Genomic DNA, 18,352 nt, shown 5'->3' with positions numbered 1-18,352 from the left:
ATCAGCCACCTGATGGCCTTTGGTGCCTCCGAGCTTGCGACCAAAGCTTCGCGCCTGTTTGTGGTGATTGCCGTGGCGCGGATGCTCAGCCCTTCCGAGATCGGGATTGCGGCAGCTGCTTTGGCCATGGGTGATATTCTGAAAGCGCTGACTGAAAACGGCGTGGGCCAACGAATCATCGCCGCCAAAGACCACGATCTGGAAGGCACCTGCACCACAGCGCGTCGGCTGTTCTGGTTTTGGTGCCTTGGTTTGTTCGCCGTGCAGGTCGCCGTTGCTGCCCTCTTTTGGGCCATTGGCGGATCGGTGATGATCTGCCTGCTGATCCTCGTACTGGCCGGTGAATACCTGTTCATGCCCGCAGGTCTTGTGCAGGTGGCGCTGGCCATGCGCGCAGGCAAAATGCGCTCCATCGCGGCGATTGCCGGCGGACAGGTCGTGATTTCAAACATCCTGTCGGTCGCACTGGCCATCGTGTGGCCCGCCGCCATCGTCTTGATCCTGCCAAGATTGCTGACGGCGCCGTTCTGGCTGATGGCTGTGCGCCGACTGCATCCATGGCAAGGCAACCCAAACGCGCACCCCACGGCGATACGCCCGTTCTTAACCTTTGGTTGGGCCGTTCTTGGCATCGAGGTGGTCAAAGCCCTGCGCCTTCAGGCAGATAAACTTTTGGTCGGCCTGCTGTTGGGGCCTCAAGCGCTGGGCCTGTATTTCATGGCCTTCAATGCCGGGCTTAGCCTTGCCTCGTCATTCTCGGTCGCGCTGTCGGTGGTCCTGTTTCCTCACCTATGCGCAAGCAAGGACCGGGCCGCATCCCTGCGCCAGGGGATAACACTGTCGCTTGGCCTGATTGCCCCGGTCGTGGTCCTGCAAGCGGTTCTGGCCCCCTGGTATGTGCCCTTGTTGTTGGGAGACGACTGGGCGCAGTTGTCTGGCGTTGTCTCAATCCTGTGTCTTGCTGCCATACCAACAGTCCTCTGGACATCCGCCGCCAGCTGGATGCGCGCCGAGGGACGCCCCGCGCAAGAGCTGAAAGCCACCGCGCTTGTGACGCTGGCGCTGATGCTGAACACGTTTCTGCTGGCCCCCCTAGGCCTGACAGCCATCGCATGGGGCTATCTGCTGGTGTCATGCATCGCGATGACACTGGCTGCCCTGCCCGCGCTGAACGCCGCTTTCCTCTCTGCCACTAAGGAGCGTTTGCAAAATGCCTGAGTTCTCAATCGTCATTCCCGCCTTCAACGCCGCCAAAACCCTGCCACAGACGCTGGACAGCATTCGCCGGCAGACCGTGACAGATTGGCAGGCCTGGATCGTCGATGATGGTTCGACAGACCAGACCGCTGAAATCGCCCAACGCGCCCAGCAAGCTGACCCTCGGTTCAAGGCGTGTGTCAATACCGGGAAAGGGCCAAGCGATGCGCGCAATTACGGCGCTCTGACCTTAGCCACCGGAACCTTCATCGCATTTTGTGATGCCGACGACCTGTGGCTTCCAAACAAACTAGAAAACGTCGCAACGGCCCTTGCCACCACTCACGCCGATGCGATGTTTGGGCAGATCGGGTTCTTTCAAAACTCCCCCACAGAGTTAAGCACGGTGTCCACCGTCCCCACGGGGCCGGTTACGATCCCGATGCTGTTAGGAGAGAACCCGGTCTGCACCACCTCTAACCTGACGATCCGCCGCAGCGTGCTGCAGTCGCTGAAGGGATTCGACCCGCAGGTGATCCACAACGAGGATCTGGAGTTGCTGATCCGACTGGTCGGGCATGGCTTCACGCTGCAAGGCGTCAATCAGCGCCATGTTTTGTATCGCACCAACGTTGGCGGGCTGTCGTCAGATTTGCGCGCCATGGAAATGGGGCGCCAGCGCGCCGTCGCAACCGCCGCGCGTTTCGGGTTTGCGCCCAATGCGGCCGCCGAAGCGGTGCACCTGCGATATCTGGCGCGCCGTGCCCTGCGCCTGAACGTTGAACCAAAGCTCGCGCTGCGGCTGACGCACCAAGGCCTATCGCTGGATGCGCACGCGTTTTTATCCCCCCCCAGGCGCGGCTTGGCCACCGCTGCCGCCGCCCTGCTTGCGCCGCTTCTGCCAACCGCACTGCGCCGCGCCCTGTTCGCCCAGTAAGGAGAAGACCCATGCCCAAAGCCTCAATCGTCGTCCCCGCCTTCAACAGTACCCAAACGCTTCCAGAAACGCTGGCATCGCTGAGCGCTCAAAGCTTTGATGATTTCGAGATTGTCGTGATCGATGACGGCTCGACAGATGAAACAGCACAGATCGCCGAAGACCACGCCGGGCGCGACCCGCGCATTCGCGTTGTGCGTCAGCCCAACCGGGGACTTGCCGGTGCGCGCAACAGTGGCATTGCCGCCGCCAACGGCGAAATCATCGGGTTCTGCGACTCCGATGACCTGTGGCACCCATCTAAGCTGGCCACGCATATGGACCACTTCGATACGGCACCTCAGGTGGGGCTCAGCTATTCTGGCTCTGTTCTGATCGATGAACACAGCATCCAGACGGGGCACACGCAATCGCCCCGGCTGCAAAACATCACGGCAGCCCATGTGTTCAAGCGCAACCCAATCGGAAACGGCTCGGCCCCGATGTTTCGGCGCGCGGCGCTACGTGCGCTTGCGTGGTGCCCTAAACACGAGATGCAAAGGGACTGGGTCTTTGACGAAACCTTTCGCCAATCCGAAGACATCGAGTGCTGGCTACGGTTTGCCCTGAAAACGGATTGGCAGATTCAAGGCGTTTCGGGCCTGTTGACCAGCTATCGTTTGAACGCACAGGGCCTGTCTGCCAATATCGCCCGCCAGTTGGAAACATGGGAACGCATGGTCGCCAAACTACGCCCCCTTTCCCCCGAGTTTTTTAAACGTCACGAAAGCGCTGCGCGCGCGTATCAGTTGCGCTATCTCGCGCGTCGGGCGGTGCACAGCCAAGATGCCGACACTGCGCGGAATTTGGTACGACGCTCCATGCAGATCTCGCGAGCGCCACTGATCGAGGAGCCAATGAAAACGCTGACCACCTGGGCGGCCGCGCAGGCCTTGGCCCGGTTCGGCGATGTATCTTTCCGCAACGCCCAATCCGCGCTGCTTTCCTTAAAACCCAAGCAATCCTGAGCGAGGTTCACATGACACATCCCCCCGTCATTCTTCACATCGTCGATGACACCACACCAGGTGGCGTCATGCGTGTGCTGGATCATCTCGCGTCCTGTCCATTGATTGGCCAAACCGCCCGGCACATCTGCCAGTCGGTCCCCCGAGGCCGCGCACTGCCCGGCGTTCAGGCAGACATAATCGTCTCGCACCTGTCGGTCAGCTGGCGCAGCCTGCCTGGCTTGATCTCGTTTCGCGCCCGACACGCCGGCACGCCCCTGATCCATGTTGAACACAGCTATACCGAGGCCTTTACTGCCCTGAATGTGCCATCCCGTGCACGGTTCTATACGCTGCTGCGCACGGCCTATGCCTTGTTTGATCGCGTGGTCGCCGTCAGTGGTGCGCAGGCAGACTGGCTGTTGGCACGCGCCCTTGTGCGCAAAGCTTCGCTACGCACCATCCGGTCTTGCGTCAATCTGGACACGTTTCGCGCTTTGCCCCGCCAGACTGGCCACCCCAACCGGTTCGGCGCAATTGGCCGCTTGGATCATCAAAAAGGGTTCGACCTTTTGGTGGCAGCATTCAAAGCTGTACCCGATGTCTCCCTAAGGCTGGACATCTTTGGTGATGGCCCCGACCTGTCATCGCTGCAAACCCAAGCCGCGGGCGACGCCCGCATCCGTTTTCGAGGCCACACCACATCCCCCGAAGCCGCGATAGGAAGTGTGGATGCCATCCTTATGCCCTCGCGTTGGGAGGCCTTTGGCCTTGTCGCACTTGAAGCCCGCGCCGCAGGGATACCGCAGGCCCTAGCAAAGGTGGATGGGTTACAAGAACAAATACACGACGGGACTTTGGCGGTTTCAGGGCATACGATTGCTGAATGGTCCGATGCCATCCAACATCTAGCAAAGACACCTCCCCACCCCGATATTGCCAACAGTTGCGCAACGGCTGAACAGGTCTTTGCCAATGCATGGGCCAGCTTGATCGAAGAACTGAGGCCACAAAAGGTGATGCAAGTCGCCTAGATCACCCGCGCGGATACTCCGTCGACCATCTTAACGATCAAACGTTGCTCTGAAGACGTGCTGTCTGTAATTTTTGATTTCTTAGCCGACTTCACAGCAAAATGTGAAATGGTGCGGTCGAGAAGACTCGAACTTCCACGGGTGTTACCCCACAGCGACCTCAACGCTGCGCGTCTACCAATTCCGCCACGACCGCACGTGATCAGGTAGTGCGCGGTTACATAGCGGCTTGGTTTGGTGATGTGAAGAGCATAAATGCCCCAAACACAGAGGCACTGCGACAGGTTGCTTTTCTGATCGTCGGCGTGGTCTAACGCGCAAGGAACACAGGACGGAAAGGTGGGCGACATGGTGGAATGGCGACGCAGTGATACGCTGGTGCCCTATGAAGAAGCTCTGGCAGAAATGGAAGCCCGGGCCGCAGCGATAGCGGCGGGTCAGGCCGAAGAGCTGATCTGGCTGTTGGAGCACCCGCCGCTGTACACCGCTGGCACATCGGCGAAGATCGAAGACCTGACAGACCCGGACCGCTTTCCCGTCTATGACGCCCAACGCGGGGGCCAGTATACCTATCACGGCCCCGGCCAGCGCATCGCTTATGTCATGCTGGATGTCGGCAAGCGTGGGCGCGACGTGCGCCAGTTCGTCAACCAAATGGAAGAATGGGTCATCGCCACACTGGCCGAGTTCAATGTGCGCGGCGAACGTCGAGAGGGGCGTGTCGGGGTTTGGGTCGTGCGCAATGACAAGCCCGCGAACGCCGATGGAAGTCCGCGCGAAGACAAGATCGCCGCCATTGGCATCCGTCTGCGCAAGTGGGTCAGCTTTCACGGGCTGTCGATCAACGTCGAACCGGACCTGAGCCACTTTGATGGCATTGTCCCCTGCGGGATTCGCGAACACGGAGTCACAAGTCTTGTCGATTTAGGTCTTCCGGTGACGACAGACGATGTGGATGCGACATTAGAGCGCACCTTCACCCGCATCTTTGGCTGATTAGCGCTATCAACCGGGGCTATCGCCCTGAAAGCTGCCTTCACACGCCGTTTGATCGGAACATATTCGGATATTTATTGCCTTCTGGGGGCCGGTTTGCCAAATTTTTGGCAGTACGCACGTCTTAAACAGCCACCAGTGACGGGGAAATCCGGGGTCTACGATCATCGGAGGATTGCCCCCCGCCCAACAGCGCATTAAGAACGGGCTTGGGAAAGCGCGGCCAGATTATGGTATCGGGCCGCAAGATATTGTTAAACGGGAGGCATTCATGGCCGACGCAGCCACTCATGGCCACGACGCGCATGATTCTCGCGGGTTCTTTACCCGCTGGTTCATGTCCACAAACCACAAGGACATCGGTATCCTGTATCTGTTCACCGCCGGGGCCGTTGGCTTCGTGTCGGTGCTGTTTACCGTGTACATGCGTCTGGAGCTGATGGATCCGGGCGTTCAGTACATGTGTATGGAAGGCGCTCGCCTTATTCCGACCACCACCGACGCATGTACCCCTAACGGGCACCTGTGGAACGTGATGATTACCGGCCACGGCATCCTGATGATGTTCTTCGTGGTTATTCCGGCGCTGTTTGGCGGCTTCGGCAACTTCTTCATGCCTTTGCAGATCGGCGCGCCGGATATGGCGTTTCCGCGTCTGAACAACCTTTCGTACTGGCTGTATTTCGCCGGGACGTCGCTGGCGATCCTGTCGGTTATGTCCCCGGGTGGTAACGGCCAGCTGGGCTCGGGTGTTGGCTGGGTTCTGTACCCGCCGCTGTCGACCAACGAAGGCGGCTACTCGATGGATCTGGCGATCTTCGCCGTGCACGTCTCGGGCGCCAGCTCGATCCTGGGTGCGATCAACATCATCACCACCTTCCTGAACATGCGCACACCGGGCATGACCCTGCACAAGGTTCCGCTGTTTGCCTGGTCAATCTTTGTCACCGCATGGCTGATCCTGCTGTCGCTGCCGGTTCTGGCAGGCGCCATCACCATGCTGCTGACCGACCGGAACTTCGGCACCACCTTCTTCCAACCTGAAGGCGGCGGCGACCCGATCCTGTACCAGCACATCCTGTGGTTCTTCGGTCACCCCGAAGTGTACATCGTGATCGTGCCGGGCTTTGGTATCGCTTCGCACGTCATCGCAACCTTCTCGAAGAAGCCGATCTTTGGCTACCTGCCGATGGTTTACGCAATGGTTGCGATTGGTGTTCTGGGCTTTGTCGTGTGGGCACACCACATGTACACCGTAGGCATGTCGCTGACCCAGCAAAGCTACTTTATGCTGGCCACGATGGTGATCGCGGTGCCAACGGGCATCAAGATCTTCAGTTGGATCGCGACGATGTGGGGCGGCTCGCTTGAGTTCAAGACGCCCATGCTGTTCGCCCTGGGCTTCCTGATCCTGTTCACCGTGGGTGGTGTAACCGGTATCGTGCTCAGCCAGGCCGGCGTCGACCGCGCTTACCACGACACCTACTATGTTGTGGCGCACTTCCACTACACCATGTCGATGGGCGCAGCCTTCACCATCTTCGCTGGCGTGTACTTCTACATGTCCAAGATGTCGGGGCGTCAGTACCCGGAATGGGCAGGCAAACTGCACTTCTGGATGTTCTTCATCGGTGTAAACCTGACCTTCTTCCCGCAGCACTTCCTGGGCCGTCAGGGCATGCCGCGCCGCTACATCGACTATCCCGACGCGTTCGCGCTGTGGAACAAAGTGTCGTCGTTTGGTGCGCTTTTGTCCTTCTCGTCCTTCGTTCTGTTCATCGGCATCGTGTTCTACACCCTGCTGGCCGGTAAGCGCGACAGCCGCGCGAACCCGTGGAACGAATACGCAGACACCCTGGAATGGACCCTGCCCTCGCCGCCGCCGGAGCACACGTTTGAAACGCTCCCCAAGCAAGAGGAATGGGATAAGGGCCACGCCCACTAAGCCCTCTCTGGGAAAGAAACACCAAGGGGCCCCGGACTTTCCGGGGCCTTTTGCTTTTTGAAGGAATGACCCGATGTATGCTGTCACCACCCTGCCCCTTCTTGCCGTCCTGCTGGCGCTTCTGGCGAATATGCGCGGCTTGCCTCTTTATGCGCTGATGGTTGCTTCGGCGCTGGGATTCGCCCTTGTCACACTGGCTTCACGGATTTTTGGTCTGGCCGAAACCAGCACCGGCGTCACCGGCAATTTTGCCGCCCCGGCGATTCTGCTGATCATGCTGTCGGCCGTGCACTTCATGCAGCACCGCAGCACCGCGCCACTGTCACCCAAAACCGCGACCGTCGCTTTCTGGGCCCTGTTGGGCGCGCTCTTGACCCCCGGTATGGCGCTTGAGATTGCCGGCGCATTCGACCCCAACCTTGTGGGCGCAGTATCCGATATGATGGGGTTTGTCGTACTGGTCGTGTTGACCTGCATACTGTTGCTCTTTGCGTTGCCAGTGATCGCACTGGTCAAAGCCCGCAACCAAGACAGCTGACATGCCCTTTGAATGGATCGAGCCGCAAACACCGAAAGAGCCACGCGTATTGCACGCCTGGCCCTATCGGTCGCTGCCTAAGCGCGGCTTCGTGATATTCATCTTTATAACGTTCCTGTTAATCCTTCTGCCGCTGTTTGCGGCACTGGGAACGCCGGTTCTGTGGGGGCTTCTGCCGTTCCTGCTGGGCACACTGGGCCTGTTGTGGCTGCTGTTGCAACGGTCCTACAAAGACGGCAGCATTCTGGAAGAGATGCGCATCTGGCCCGACAAGGTCGAGCTCACCCGGTATGAACCGCGCGGCCCTGACAAACACTGGGACGCCAACCCCTATTGGATCAGCGTTGAATTGCATCCCAAGGGCGGGCCCGTGCCAAATTACGTAACCCTAAAGGGCGGCCCGCGCGAGGTAGAGCTGGGCGCGTTTCTGACCCCCGAGGAACGCCTGCAAATGCGCGAAGACCTTCAGATCACCCTCGCCAACCTGCCCCACCCGTCGGACTAAACCCCACCCTAAAACGCACAAAACCCGCCAAAGCGGGTTTTGTACAATCCTGGGGTGGCAAATGTACCAATGGTACAGAATTTACCTTAGCCCAACCGGTCCTTGACCATCGGACCAACGGCGCCGAAATCCATCTGACCGGCATATTTGGCCTTCAGTGCGCCCATAACTTTGCCCATATCGCGGATCGATTCCGCGCCGGTTTCGGTCAGAGCCTTGGAAATGGCTTCGGCGACCTCGTCGTCGGACAGTTGCTTGGGCAGGAATTCCTCGATGATGCCGATCTCAGCGCGCTCACGCTCGGCCAGATCAATCCGACCACCTTCATCGTAAGCCCGCGCGCTTTCGCGGCGCTGCTTTACCATTTTGCCCAGAACATCCATCACATCCTTGTCGGTGATGCCGGTATCTTCGGCATCGGTCCCACGGCGGGCGATATCCATATCCTTGATGGCCGCATTGATCAGACGCAGCGTCGAAAGGCGCTCGGCGTCCTTGTTCTTCATCGCGGCTTTCAGGGCCGAGTCGATCTTTGTTCGCATTTCCATAGCGATCCTCAGTGCACTTTGGCTCAGAACTTGGAAAATACGCGTCTGCGCGCGCGGGCGCAACCAGGCATGAAAAATGCAAGTCTTTGATTTTGTTATAGAACCTAAATTGCCTTTGCCCTTGACGCTTTTCGCCCAGACGCCTAGTTTCGCGCCAATTTGAGCATTGGAGCCCGCCATGCACGCCGCTGCCCCCGAAAAAAGACCCACCGCCTGCCTGACCCTTGCCGATGGCACCGTGTTCTATGGATACGGCTTTGGCGCGACCGGAGAAACCGTCGCCGAGCTGTGTTTCAACACTGCCATGACCGGCTATCAGGAGATCATGACCGACCCGTCCTATGCAGGGCAGGTTGTCACCTTCACCTTCCCCCATATCGGCAACACCGGGGTCACCCCCGAGGATGACGAGACCGCCGATCCGGTGGCTGCGGGCATGGTGGTAAAGTGGGATCCCACCGATCCCAGCAACTGGCGTGCCGAGGATCATCTGGTTGACTGGCTGGCCCGGCGTGGCCGCATCGGCATCGGTGGTATCGACACCCGTCGCCTGACCCGCGCGATCCGCCAGCAAGGCGCGCCGCACGTGGCACTGGCCCACGACCCCGAGGGCAATTTCGACATCGAAGCTCTGGTTGCAAAAGCACGTGAATTCAGCGGCTTGGAAGGTCTCGACCTGGCTAAAGACGTGACCTGCGCGCAAAGCTATCAATGGGATGAGATGCGTTGGGCCTGGCCAGAAGGTTATACCAAACGCGACACCCCCGGCCGCAAGGTCGTGGCGCTGGACTTTGGCGCCAAGCGCAACATCCTGCGCTGTCTGGCCTCGGCCGGTTGTGACGTAACCGTCCTGCCCGCCACCGCCACAGCCGAAGAGGTTCTGGCCCATAATCCCGAAGGCGTGTTCCTGTCGAACGGCCCCGGTGATCCGGCTGCGACCGGCGAATACGCCGTTCCGATGATCAAGGAAGTGCTGGAAACCACCGACCTGCCGGTCTTTGGCATCTGTCTTGGCCACCAAATGCTGGCTTTGGCCCTGGGGGCAACCACGATCAAGATGAACCACGGTCACCACGGCGCCAACCACCCGGTGAAGGATCTGGATACCGGCAAGGTCGAGATCACCTCGATGAACCACGGCTTTACCGTAGACAGCCAGACCCTACCCAAGGGCGTCAAAGAGACCCATGTGTCACTGTTTGACGGCTCGAACTGCGGTATCTCGATGGAAGAGCGTCCGGTCTTTTCGGTGCAGTATCACCCCGAAGCCAGCCCCGGCCCGCAGGACAGTTTCTATCTGTTCGAACGTTTCGTCGAGGCGATGAACGCACGCGCTTAGGCCATTTGGTTCATCAAGTTTAACGCGCCATTAACCACCCGTGACGCACCCTGTGGATAAGTTGGATTTCCCACAGGGAGCGTCATGTCCACCTCCTCTGCACGACTTCATCTGGTCGACACTTCCACCGATGCTGCGCGCATCGGGCGCCGCCGTGTATCCACGACCCGCCGCCCGCTGGGGGATGTGCTGTTGCGGATGGGGGTTCTGACCCCGGCGGACCTTACCCGCGCACTGGCGCTGCAAAACCGCGAAGACCTGCGACTGGGCGACATTTTGATCGCCCATGGCATGATTACCCCCAATCAACTGACCCGCGCCTTGGCGCAGCAGTTTGACGCCCAGCCGATTGATCTGGAAACGCTCACGCCCGATCCGCGCCTGATTGACGAATTGGGGGTCGAGACCTGTCTGAAACTGGGCGTCTTGCCGGTGCGGCGCATGGGCGGGGCAACTGTGATCGCCACCTGCCGCCCCGAAGCGTTTGACGATGTGCGCCCAAGCCTGCCCTCTGGTTTTGGGGAGCCCATTCTGGCGCTCTGCGACGAACGCGCGCTGCACCGCGCCTTGGTGCGGGCGCGCAACCGGCGGCTGGTGGTCAAGGCGGAAACCCGTGTCGCGGAGCATGAAAGCTGTCGTTACTGGTACGACGCCCGCCCGCGTCAGGTGCTGGTTGGGGTGGCCCTGTTCATCTGTGTCAGCGCGGTGCTGGCCCCGCTGACCACCTTGGCCGCGCTGACGGTTTGGTGCCTGATCACCCTGACCGCCTGTACCGGTCTGAAGGCTTTCGCGGCCCTCACCCATGCACGCCGCCCCCCGCCCCCCGAAGCGCCCCAAACACAGGTCGCGCGCCTGCCGGTTGTGTCGGTCATGGTACCTCTGTTTCGCGAAGAAGATATCGCGCCCCGTCTGATCAAACGTCTGGAACGTCTGAACTATCCCAAAGAGCTGCTGGATATCTGTCTGGTGATCGAGGAAGACGACGACATGACCGCGCAGATGATCCGCACCACGCGCCTGCCCAGCTGGATGCGTGACATCACCGTGCCCGTCGGCGGGCTGAAAACCAAACCCCGCGCGCTGAACTTCGCGCTGGATTTCTGCCGCGGCTCGATCATCGGGATTTATGACGCCGAAGACATGCCCGACCCCGATCAAATTCATCGCATCGTGCGCCGGTTTCATGAACGCCCCGCGCATGTCGCGTGTTTGCAAGGCGTGCTGGATTACTACAACACCCGCCGCAACTGGTTTACCCGGTGCTTCACGGCCGAATATGCTGGCTGGTTTCGCGTGGTTCTGCCCGGCATCGCCGACTTGGGGCTGGCCGTCCCCTTGGGCGGCACCACCTGCTTTTTCCGCCGTGAACCGCTGGAAAAGCTGGGCGCCTGGGATGCCCATAACGTGACCGAGGACGCGGATTTGGGCGTGCGTCTGGCCCGCCATGGCTATGAAACCGAGGTGATCGACACCGTCACCCAGGAAGAGGCAAACGGCCGCCTTGTGCCGTGGGTCAAACAACGCTCGCGCTGGCTGAAGGGCTTTGCCATGACCTATGCGGTGCACATGCGTGACCCCGGCGCATTGCTGCGCGACTTTGGCTGGCGCCGCTTTATGGGGTTTCAGATCATGTTTCTGGGCATCCTGTCACAATTCATGCTGGCGCCGCTGATGTGGTCTTTCTGGCTGATCCTGGCCGGGGCGGGTCATCCGCTTCAGGCGCTGCTGCCCTCGGGCGTGATCTGGGGCATGTCAGCGATGTTTATCACAGCGGAACTGACCAACATCGCCATCGGCATGGCAGGCGCACATAAGGCGGGCAAACCGCATGTGCTGCCCTGGGTGCCCAGCATGCATTTCTATTACCCGCTGGCAGCTTTTGCGATGTACAAGGCCGCCTATGAAATGGTGTCAAAACCGTTCTATTGGGACAAGACCCAGCACGGCATCGCTGACGAAATGGACGAGCCGGAAACCACGCTTTAGATCTGCTTGGCGTATTCGGCTGCATCCAGTCGCAGGCGGGCCTCGTAAGCCGTCGAGATATGGGATTTCAACGCCTGATAGGCCGCGTCGCCATCACGCGCGGCGATGGCATCAATAATGGCCTGATGCTCTTCCAGCGCGCGCGGCCCCCGGCCCTCGGCAGCCAAAGAAGTCGTCGCCATCAACGCCATCGAGCGATGCACCAAATCCAGCTGCTGCACCAAGAAATCATTGTGCGAGGCCAGATGCACCTGCTTGTGGAACCTCCGGTTTGCCCGCGACATCGCGGTTGGGTTGTCCAGCAAGGCGCGGTCTTCCTCGATCATTTCACGCAGAACTTTGATCTCTTCTTCCGACGCATGACGCGCCGCCAGACGCGCCGCCAGCCCTTCCAGCTCGGCCCGAACCACATAGAGTTCTGTCAGCTGATTATGGTTCAGCGACGCAACAATCAAACTGCGCCCGTCGCGGGTCAGCAAAGACTGGGTCTCCATGCGTTGCAGGGCTTCGCGCACGGGGGTGCGCGAAACGCCGAAACGCTCGGCCAATTCGCTTTCCACCAGCCGATCCCCGGGTTTGTAAACCCCGATATCAATGGCATCCAAGATCAGCGAATACGCATCCTTATTGTTCTGTCTTGCGTCTCTCATTGCGCACTCCGTCTCCTCCGCCGAGCGAAATTTCACGCTAGACCGGGAGCGCAAACAAGACAAGTCAGACCATTGAACAACCTGCCGCAGATCGCTAGGGCTGAGATATGGTGAAACAAAACTTTGCAGATCGGCGTGGATGGGTCTTTGATCTTGATAACACGCTCTATCCGCCCGCGGCGCGGTTGTTTGACCAGATAGAAGTCCGCATGACCCAATATGTCATGGACGCGTTAAGCGTCCCCAAGCCCGAGGCGGACCGGCTGCGCAGCACCTATTGGGCCGAATATGGCACCACCCTGGCCGGGCTGATGGATCTGCATGGGGTCGATCCGGCGCCCTATTTGACCCATGTACACGATATTGACCTAAGCCACCTGCAGCCAGACCCGGACCTGCGCACCCATATTGAAACCCTGCCCGGCCAACGCATTGTTTACACAAACGGATCTGCGCCCTACGCCGAACGGGTCCTGTCGGCGCGCGGTCTGGAGGGCGTGTTTGACGCTGTCTATGGCGTTGAACATGCCGACTTTCGGCCTAAACCCGAACGCGCGGCATTTGAAACAGTGTTCACCCGTGCCGGATTGCGCCCTGACACAGCAGTGATGTTCGAGGACGACGCCCGCAATCTAAAGGTGCCCCATGCCTTGGGCATGCGTACCGTACATGTCGCCCCAACCCCCGAAGACGGCGCGCATATTCATCACCACACCGATGATCTGACCGGCTTTTTGCGCAGGCTCGTGGACTAGTCGCGCTACTTTGCCGCACTGTGGCAAAGTGCACGCTTTCACGCCGCATCCTGCCCTGCCATAGAGCGCAAAATCGCGTATCAGGAGCATCCCATGACCATGAACACAGCGGCCCCCAAGGCCCGCGCCATCCTTCCTTTGCCCGCAATTCTCAAAAGCACCCCTGCTTTATTGCTGTTTTTCGCCATCGCGTTGATTGCGCTGTGGGGGCTAAGCTTTGCCACCTTTGGCGTTCCTGGCCTCTACCTGCCAGCTGTGGGCGCAGTTCCCGTGGTGATGATCCTGTTACTGGTGATCACACGCGGGTGACGCATTGCCCTCTGGCCCTTCGGGGGATTTCGCCCTAACTGTGGGGGGACGGAGGGCAAGCCATGAACCGCACATCCACCGATATTCTTGTTTCAGGCGGCGGCGTCGCCGGATTGACCGCGGCCGCTGCGTTTGGCAGCGCCGGATTCAATGTAATCTGTGTCGATCCGACCCCCCCTGTGACTGCAGAAACCGATCAGGGCGCCGATCTGCGCACAACCGCGTTCTTGCAGCCCTCGTTGCAGGTGTTGCAGGACGCAGGCTTGTGGGGTCGCCTTGCGACCTATGCGGCCGACTTGCAAATTATGCGCATCGTCGATGCGGGTGGCGAAACCCCCGAGCCGCGCTTGACCAAAGATTTCAACGCCGCCGATCTGTCTGATCTGCCCTTTGGCTGGAACCTGCCCAACTGGCTTTTGCGCCGCGAGATGGTCGCGCGGCTGAACGAGCTGCCGAATGTCGAATTCCGCCCCGGTGTGGGCACGCGCACCCTTCTGACGCGACAGGCCGAAGCCCTTGTGGGTCTGACTGATGGCACCCGCGTTTCGGCCCGCCTTCTGGTCGCTGCCGATGGGCGAAATTCACCCATGCGTCAGGCGCTTGGCATCGACGTGACGACCATCCGATATGGTCAAAAAGCGCTGGCCTTTGCGGTCACCCACCCAAAGCCGCATGACAATATCTCAACCGAGGTCCACCGCTCGGGCGGCCCCTTCACGCTCGTGCCCCTGCCCGACCGTGATGGCAAACCTTGCTCGGCGATTGTCTGGATGGAACATGGCCCCGAAGTCCTGCGCCTGTCGAAACTGCCCAGCGATGATTTCGAGGCCAAGATGAACGCCCGCTCTGCCGGGCTCTATGGGGAACTCAAGCTGGCCTCCAAAGTCACCACCTGGCCGATCATCAGCCAATACGCGCACCGCTTTCACGGTGAACGTAGCGCCCTGATCGCCGAGGCAGCCCATGTGGTGCCCCCGATCGGCGCGCAAGGGCTGAACATGAGCCTCGCGGACCTACGCGTCCTGCTGGATCTGGCCAAAGCCGACCCGGCGCAACTGGGCAGCCCGGAGATGCTCAAAACCTATGACCGCCGCCGATGGACCGAGGTCCGCGCCCGCGTTGCAGGCATCGACAAACTCAACCGTGCCTCAATGATGGGCAGCCAACACCTGCGCGATATCCGTGTCAGCGCCCTCAAGGCGCTCTATTCGGTGGAACCCGTACGCAAAACCCTGATGCGGGCGGGGCTTGGGGTGCGCTAGCACGCCAAGCCCTCAAACAAAGACCTTATGCGCCGCCCATCGGGCGGCGCATGCCGTTTAACAGCTTTCGCTTACAGCGCGGCGTCCAAAGAAGTTTTCAACCGCGCGACAGTGCCGTCCACATCCTTCAGCTTGTCCAAGCCAAACAGCCCCAACCGGAAGGTGCTATACCCCTCTGGCTCATCGCATTGTAGCGGAACGCCCGCGGCAATCTGCGTGCCCTGAGCAGCAAATTTTGCGCCCGATTTCACATCCGGATCATCGGTATAGCTGACCACCACTCCCGGCGCGCCAAAACCTTCGGCAGCAACCGAAACAATCCCGCGCGCCGCCAAATCCGCACGCACAGCCCGCCCCAAGGCCCATTGCGCCTCTTGCAACGCCTCAAAGCCAATCTCGCGGCTTTCAAGGATCGTATCATGCAACATGCGCAGCCCATCCGTCGGCATGGTCGCGTGATAGGCATGGCCCCCTGCCTCGTAGGCCGCCATGATCTCAAGCCATTTGGGCAAGTCCACCGCAAAGGAATTGCTGCCCAGCGCTTTGGCCTTATCTGCCGCCGCCGCTGACAGCATCACCATCCCGGCGCAGGGCGTCGACGACCAGCCCTTTTGCGGCGCCGAGATCAGCACATCCACCCCAAGGGCTTTCATATCCACCCAAACACAGCCCGACGCGATGCAATCAAGCACCATCACCGCGCCCACCTCATGCGCCGCCTGCGCCATGGCTTTTACATAGTCATCGGGCAGGATGATGCCCGAACTGGTTTCAACATGCGGGGCAACCACCACGTTGGGGGCCTCAGACCGGATCGTTGCCACCACCTCTTCGATGGGGGCAGGCGCAAAGGGCGCGGTCGGGGTATTGCCGGTCTGGCGCGCCTTGAGCACGATTTCTTCGATGGGCAGCGCGCAGGCTTCCACGATCTGCGTCCAGCGATAGGAAAACCAGCCATTGCGCACCACAACCATCTTGCCCTCGCGCGCGAAACAGCGGGCCACGGCCTCCATGCCATAGGTGCCGCCGCCGGGCACAAGCGCCACAGCATCGGCGTTATAGACCTCTTTCATCGTGGCCGAGATATCGTTCATCACCCCCTGAAATGTCTTGGACATGTGGTTCAAAGAGCGGTCCGTGAAGACAACCGAAAACTCGGCCAGCCCACCGGGATCAACTGAATTGGTCATGATAGCCTCCCTTGCTGATCTCAGAGCTACCCTGCCCCGCGCCCCAGACAAAGAGAGAAATTGTCACAGCGGCCCCGGACGACGCTCTTCGGTCAGCAGAACGTTGGCCTCGACATCGCCCGCACCGGGCAGGGTCATGATCCGGCGGCGCAGCACGCGCTCAAAATCGGCAATATCACGCGCTACGACCCGCAGCCGGTAATCATACAGGCCCAGAACATGTTCCACCGTTTGCACCTCGGGAATGGCGGTGACGGCCCGTTCGAAGTCTTCCAGACTGACCCGCCCCTTGGTGGCCAGTTTCACGCCCAAAAACACCGTCACCCCGAAACCCAGTTTGTCGGCGTCAAGATCAAGCTTGCGCGCCTTAATGACGCCGGCGTCCTGCAACCGTTTGATCCGCCGCCACGTCGCCGGTTGCGACAGGCCCAGACGCCGCCCCAACGCTCCGGCGCTTTGTGTCGCATCGCGCGCCAGTGCCCGCAGGATCGCGCGGTCGGTATCGTCCAACGGCATCATAGCGGCAGGCTTTCTTCGGATTTGATGCGAGCGACGTGCATCAGTGCCTCGATTTCAGCCAGATGCGGCAGGGTCAGGATTTGATCGCGATAGATCTGTTGGTAATGCGCCATGTCGCGGGCAATCACCGACAGGCGCAGATCGACCCGGCCCAAAAAGGTCTGGATTTCGATCACCTCGGGAATGTCGCGCGCAGCCTGCATCAACTCGTCCAAAGCGCGGGGCTGGCTTTTGTCGATGGTGATCCTAAGCGACACCTCCACCGCATAGCCCAAGGCCTGCCAATCTATCTGCGCACGCACCCCGCGCAGCACGCCAGACTCGCGCAGTTTTTCCAACCGCCGCGCAAGGCGCGAGGGCGTGACCCCGGCACGATCCGCCAGATCGGGGCCAGACAGGTCAGGCTCTGCCTGCATCAGGCGGAGTATGCGGCGATCAAGGTCATCGAGCATGAATTCACCTATAAAGCAGTTATTCGAGAATTAAAATGTCGATTTATATGCGGTTTATGCGCAAGCCACTCTCGCCAATGCCGCAGACATGCCTATGATCACCGCCAATCTTTAAACGAAAGGACCGCTGACATGCGCGTTTATTATGATCGCGATTGCGACATCAACCTGATCAAAGACAAAAAAGTGGCCATCCTGGGCTACGGTTCGCAAGGCCACGCCCACGCGCTGAACCTGCGTGACAGCGGCGCTAAGAACCTGGTCGTTGCCCTGCGCGAAGGCTCGGCCAGCGCCAAGAAAGCCGAAGCCGAAGGCCTGACCGTGATGGGTATCGCCGAAGCTGCGGCTTGGTGTGACGTGATCATGTTCACCATGCCCGACGAACTGCAGGCTGAAACCTACAAGAAATACGTCCACGACAACATCAAGCCCGGCTCGGCCATCGCCTTTGCCCACGGTTTGAACGTACACTTTGGCCTGATCGAGCCCAAAGAAGGCGTCGACGTGATCATGATGGCCCCCAAAGGCCCGGGCCACACCGTACGTGGCGAATATGTTAAAGGCGGCGGCGTGCCCTGCCTGGTAGCGGTTGACACCGACGCAACCGGCAAAGCGCTGGAAATCGGCCTGTCTTACTGCTCGGCCATCGGTGGCGGCCGTTCAGGCATCATCGAAACCAACTTCCGCGAAGAATGCGAAACCGACCTGTTCGGCGAGCAGGCTGTTCTGTGCGGCGGCATCGTCGAGCTGATCCGTTGCGGCTTTGAAACCCTGGTCGAAGCTGGCTATGCGCCGGAAATGGCCTACTTCGAGTGTCTGCACGAGACCAAGCTGATCGTGGACCTGATCTATGAAGGCGGCATCGCCAACATGGATTACTCGATCTCGAACACCGCCGAGTACGGCCAGTACGTCACCGGCCCGCGCATCCTGCCCTACGAAGCCACCAAGAAAGCCATGAAAGAGTCGCTGCAAGACATCCAGACCGGCAAATTCGTGCGTGACTTCATGCTGGAGAACGCCGTGGGTCAGCCCACCATCAAGGCTTCGCGCCGCGCCAACGACGAGCACCAGATCGAGGTGGTCGGCAAGAAACTGCGCGACATGATGCCCTGGATCTCGGCTGGCAAGCTGGTTGATCAGGAAAAGAACTGATCTGAAAATTCAGAGTCAGAAATGCGAAAAGGCACCCGCTTGGGTGCCT

Annotated in this window: 19 protein-coding genes and 1 tRNA gene; 14 read left to right on the top strand and 6 right to left on the bottom strand. The window is 60.0% G+C overall.

The features are described from left to right. Window positions 1–12: 12 nt before the first annotated feature. The 4 genes from ATO10_RS01060 to ATO10_RS01045 are packed head-to-tail and all read left to right on the top strand — an operon-like array spanning window position 13 to window position 4,154. Entirely contained in the window at window positions 13–1,218 is a 1,206-nt protein-coding gene (locus ATO10_RS01060) for an oligosaccharide flippase family protein (RefSeq protein WP_051597924.1), read from the top strand. Further along, complete coding sequence (locus ATO10_RS01055; protein ID WP_035246918.1) at window positions 1,211–2,134, top strand: glycosyltransferase family 2 protein; 924 nt, start codon at window positions 1,211–1,213, stop codon at window positions 2,132–2,134. Before ATO10_RS01060 ends, ATO10_RS01055 begins: the two co-directional genes overlap by 8 nt. An 11-nt stretch (window positions 2,135–2,145) precedes the next feature. Continuing rightward, the gene (locus ATO10_RS01050) at window positions 2,146–3,141 is read left to right on the top strand and encodes a glycosyltransferase family 2 protein (RefSeq protein WP_035246917.1); all 996 of its coding nucleotides are present in this window, start codon (window positions 2,146–2,148) and stop codon (window positions 3,139–3,141) included. Window positions 3,142–3,152: 11 nt separating this feature from the next. Next, complete coding sequence (locus ATO10_RS01045; RefSeq protein ID WP_035246915.1) at window positions 3,153–4,154, top strand: glycosyltransferase family 4 protein; 1,002 nt, start codon at window positions 3,153–3,155, stop codon at window positions 4,152–4,154. Between the two features lie 109 nt (window positions 4,155–4,263). On the opposite strand, the gene ATO10_RS01040 is transcribed toward ATO10_RS01045, so the two are convergent. Next, a tRNA-Leu gene (locus ATO10_RS01040) sits at window positions 4,264–4,350 on the bottom strand. A 152-nt stretch (window positions 4,351–4,502) separates the two neighbouring features. Between ATO10_RS01040 and lipB the strand changes: the two genes are divergently transcribed. The 4 genes from lipB to ATO10_RS01020 all read left to right on the top strand — a co-directional run bounded on the left by lipB (window position 4,503) and on the right by ATO10_RS01020 (window position 8,138). Next, window positions 4,503–5,150 (top strand): lipoyl(octanoyl) transferase LipB, encoded by a 648-nt coding sequence (gene lipB, locus ATO10_RS01035; protein WP_035246914.1) that lies wholly within the window; start codon window positions 4,503–4,505, stop codon window positions 5,148–5,150. A gap of 271 nt (window positions 5,151–5,421) precedes the next feature. Continuing rightward, window positions 5,422–7,095, top strand: a complete 1,674-nt coding sequence (locus tag ATO10_RS01030) for a cytochrome c oxidase subunit I (RefSeq protein ID WP_035246912.1) — start codon at window positions 5,422–5,424, stop codon at window positions 7,093–7,095. Between the two features lie 73 nt (window positions 7,096–7,168). Beyond that, a complete protein-coding gene (locus ATO10_RS01025; RefSeq protein WP_035246910.1) occupies window positions 7,169–7,633 on the top strand; it encodes a hypothetical protein in 465 nt (154 codons plus the stop codon). Between the two features lies 1 nt (window position 7,634). Beyond that, on the top strand, window positions 7,635–8,138 hold the full coding sequence (locus ATO10_RS01020) for a DUF2244 domain-containing protein (protein ID WP_035246909.1): 504 nt from the start codon (window positions 7,635–7,637) through the stop codon (window positions 8,136–8,138). An 86-nt stretch (window positions 8,139–8,224) separates the two neighbouring features. Here ATO10_RS01020 and ATO10_RS01015 read toward each other — a convergent pair whose 3' ends face one another. Beyond that, window positions 8,225–8,686, bottom strand: coding sequence for a GatB/YqeY domain-containing protein (locus ATO10_RS01015; RefSeq protein ID WP_035246907.1), 462 nt, complete (start codon window positions 8,684–8,686; stop codon window positions 8,225–8,227). Window positions 8,687–8,864: 178 nt separating this feature from the next. Here ATO10_RS01015 and carA point away from each other — a divergent pair, with 178 nt between their 5' ends. Further along, window positions 8,865–10,025, top strand: coding sequence for a glutamine-hydrolyzing carbamoyl-phosphate synthase small subunit (gene carA / locus ATO10_RS01010; protein ID WP_035246903.1), 1,161 nt, complete (start codon window positions 8,865–8,867; stop codon window positions 10,023–10,025). Between the two features lie 84 nt (window positions 10,026–10,109). Further along, window positions 10,110–12,011, top strand: coding sequence for a glycosyltransferase family 2 protein (locus ATO10_RS01005; RefSeq protein ID WP_081806385.1), 1,902 nt, complete (start codon window positions 10,110–10,112; stop codon window positions 12,009–12,011). Here ATO10_RS01005 and ATO10_RS01000 read toward each other — a convergent pair. After that, window positions 12,008–12,661 carry a GntR family transcriptional regulator gene (locus ATO10_RS01000; protein WP_035246901.1) on the bottom strand — a complete coding sequence of 218 codons (654 nt, stop codon included), beginning with the start codon at window positions 12,659–12,661 and terminating at the stop codon, window positions 12,008–12,010. The two genes, ATO10_RS01005 and ATO10_RS01000, sit on opposite strands and share 4 nt — an antisense overlap. Window positions 12,662–12,768: 107 nt before the next feature. On the opposite strand from ATO10_RS01000, the gene ATO10_RS00995 reads away from it, so the two are divergent. The 3 genes from ATO10_RS00995 (at window position 12,769) to ATO10_RS00985 (ending at window position 14,987) form a co-directional block, all read left to right on the top strand. Then, window positions 12,769–13,416 (top strand): pyrimidine 5'-nucleotidase, encoded by a 648-nt coding sequence (locus ATO10_RS00995; RefSeq protein WP_035246899.1) that lies wholly within the window; start codon window positions 12,769–12,771, stop codon window positions 13,414–13,416. 93 nt (window positions 13,417–13,509) lie between these two features. Further along, window positions 13,510–13,725, top strand: a complete 216-nt coding sequence (locus tag ATO10_RS00990) for a hypothetical protein (protein ID WP_035246897.1) — start codon at window positions 13,510–13,512, stop codon at window positions 13,723–13,725. A gap of 62 nt (window positions 13,726–13,787) precedes the next feature. Next, complete coding sequence (locus ATO10_RS00985; protein WP_035246893.1) at window positions 13,788–14,987, top strand: UbiH/UbiF family hydroxylase; 1,200 nt, start codon at window positions 13,788–13,790, stop codon at window positions 14,985–14,987. Window positions 14,988–15,058: 71 nt separating this feature from the next. Here ATO10_RS00985 and ATO10_RS00980 read toward each other — a convergent pair whose 3' ends face one another. The 3 genes from ATO10_RS00980 to ATO10_RS00970 all read right to left on the bottom strand — a co-directional run bounded on the left by ATO10_RS00980 (window position 15,059) and on the right by ATO10_RS00970 (window position 17,148). Beyond that, window positions 15,059–16,177: an aminotransferase class V-fold PLP-dependent enzyme gene (locus ATO10_RS00980; RefSeq protein ID WP_035246891.1), complete on the bottom strand. Its 1,119-nt coding sequence runs from the start codon at window positions 16,175–16,177 to the stop codon at window positions 15,059–15,061. A gap of 63 nt (window positions 16,178–16,240) precedes the next feature. Beyond that, entirely contained in the window at window positions 16,241–16,696 is a 456-nt protein-coding gene (locus ATO10_RS00975) for an Lrp/AsnC family transcriptional regulator (protein ID WP_035246888.1), read from the bottom strand. Next, window positions 16,693–17,148 (bottom strand): Lrp/AsnC family transcriptional regulator, encoded by a 456-nt coding sequence (locus ATO10_RS00970; protein ID WP_035246886.1) that lies wholly within the window; start codon window positions 17,146–17,148, stop codon window positions 16,693–16,695. Before ATO10_RS00970 ends, ATO10_RS00975 begins: the two co-directional genes overlap by 4 nt. Between ATO10_RS00970 and ilvC the strand changes: the two genes are divergently transcribed. Continuing rightward, complete coding sequence (ilvC, locus tag ATO10_RS00965) at window positions 17,071–18,303, top strand: ketol-acid reductoisomerase (protein ID WP_420313632.1); 1,233 nt, start codon at window positions 17,071–17,073, stop codon at window positions 18,301–18,303. The two genes, ATO10_RS00970 and ilvC, sit on opposite strands and share 78 nt — an antisense overlap. Window positions 18,304–18,352: the final 49 nt, after the last annotated feature.

The sequence above is a fragment of the Actibacterium atlanticum genome (assembly GCF_000671395.1).
GTDB lineage: Bacteria > Pseudomonadota > Alphaproteobacteria > Rhodobacterales > Rhodobacteraceae > Actibacterium_D > Actibacterium_D atlanticum.
The sequence above is the reverse complement of the archived record's forward strand: the minus strand, read 5'-3'. Positions and strand labels throughout refer to the sequence as shown.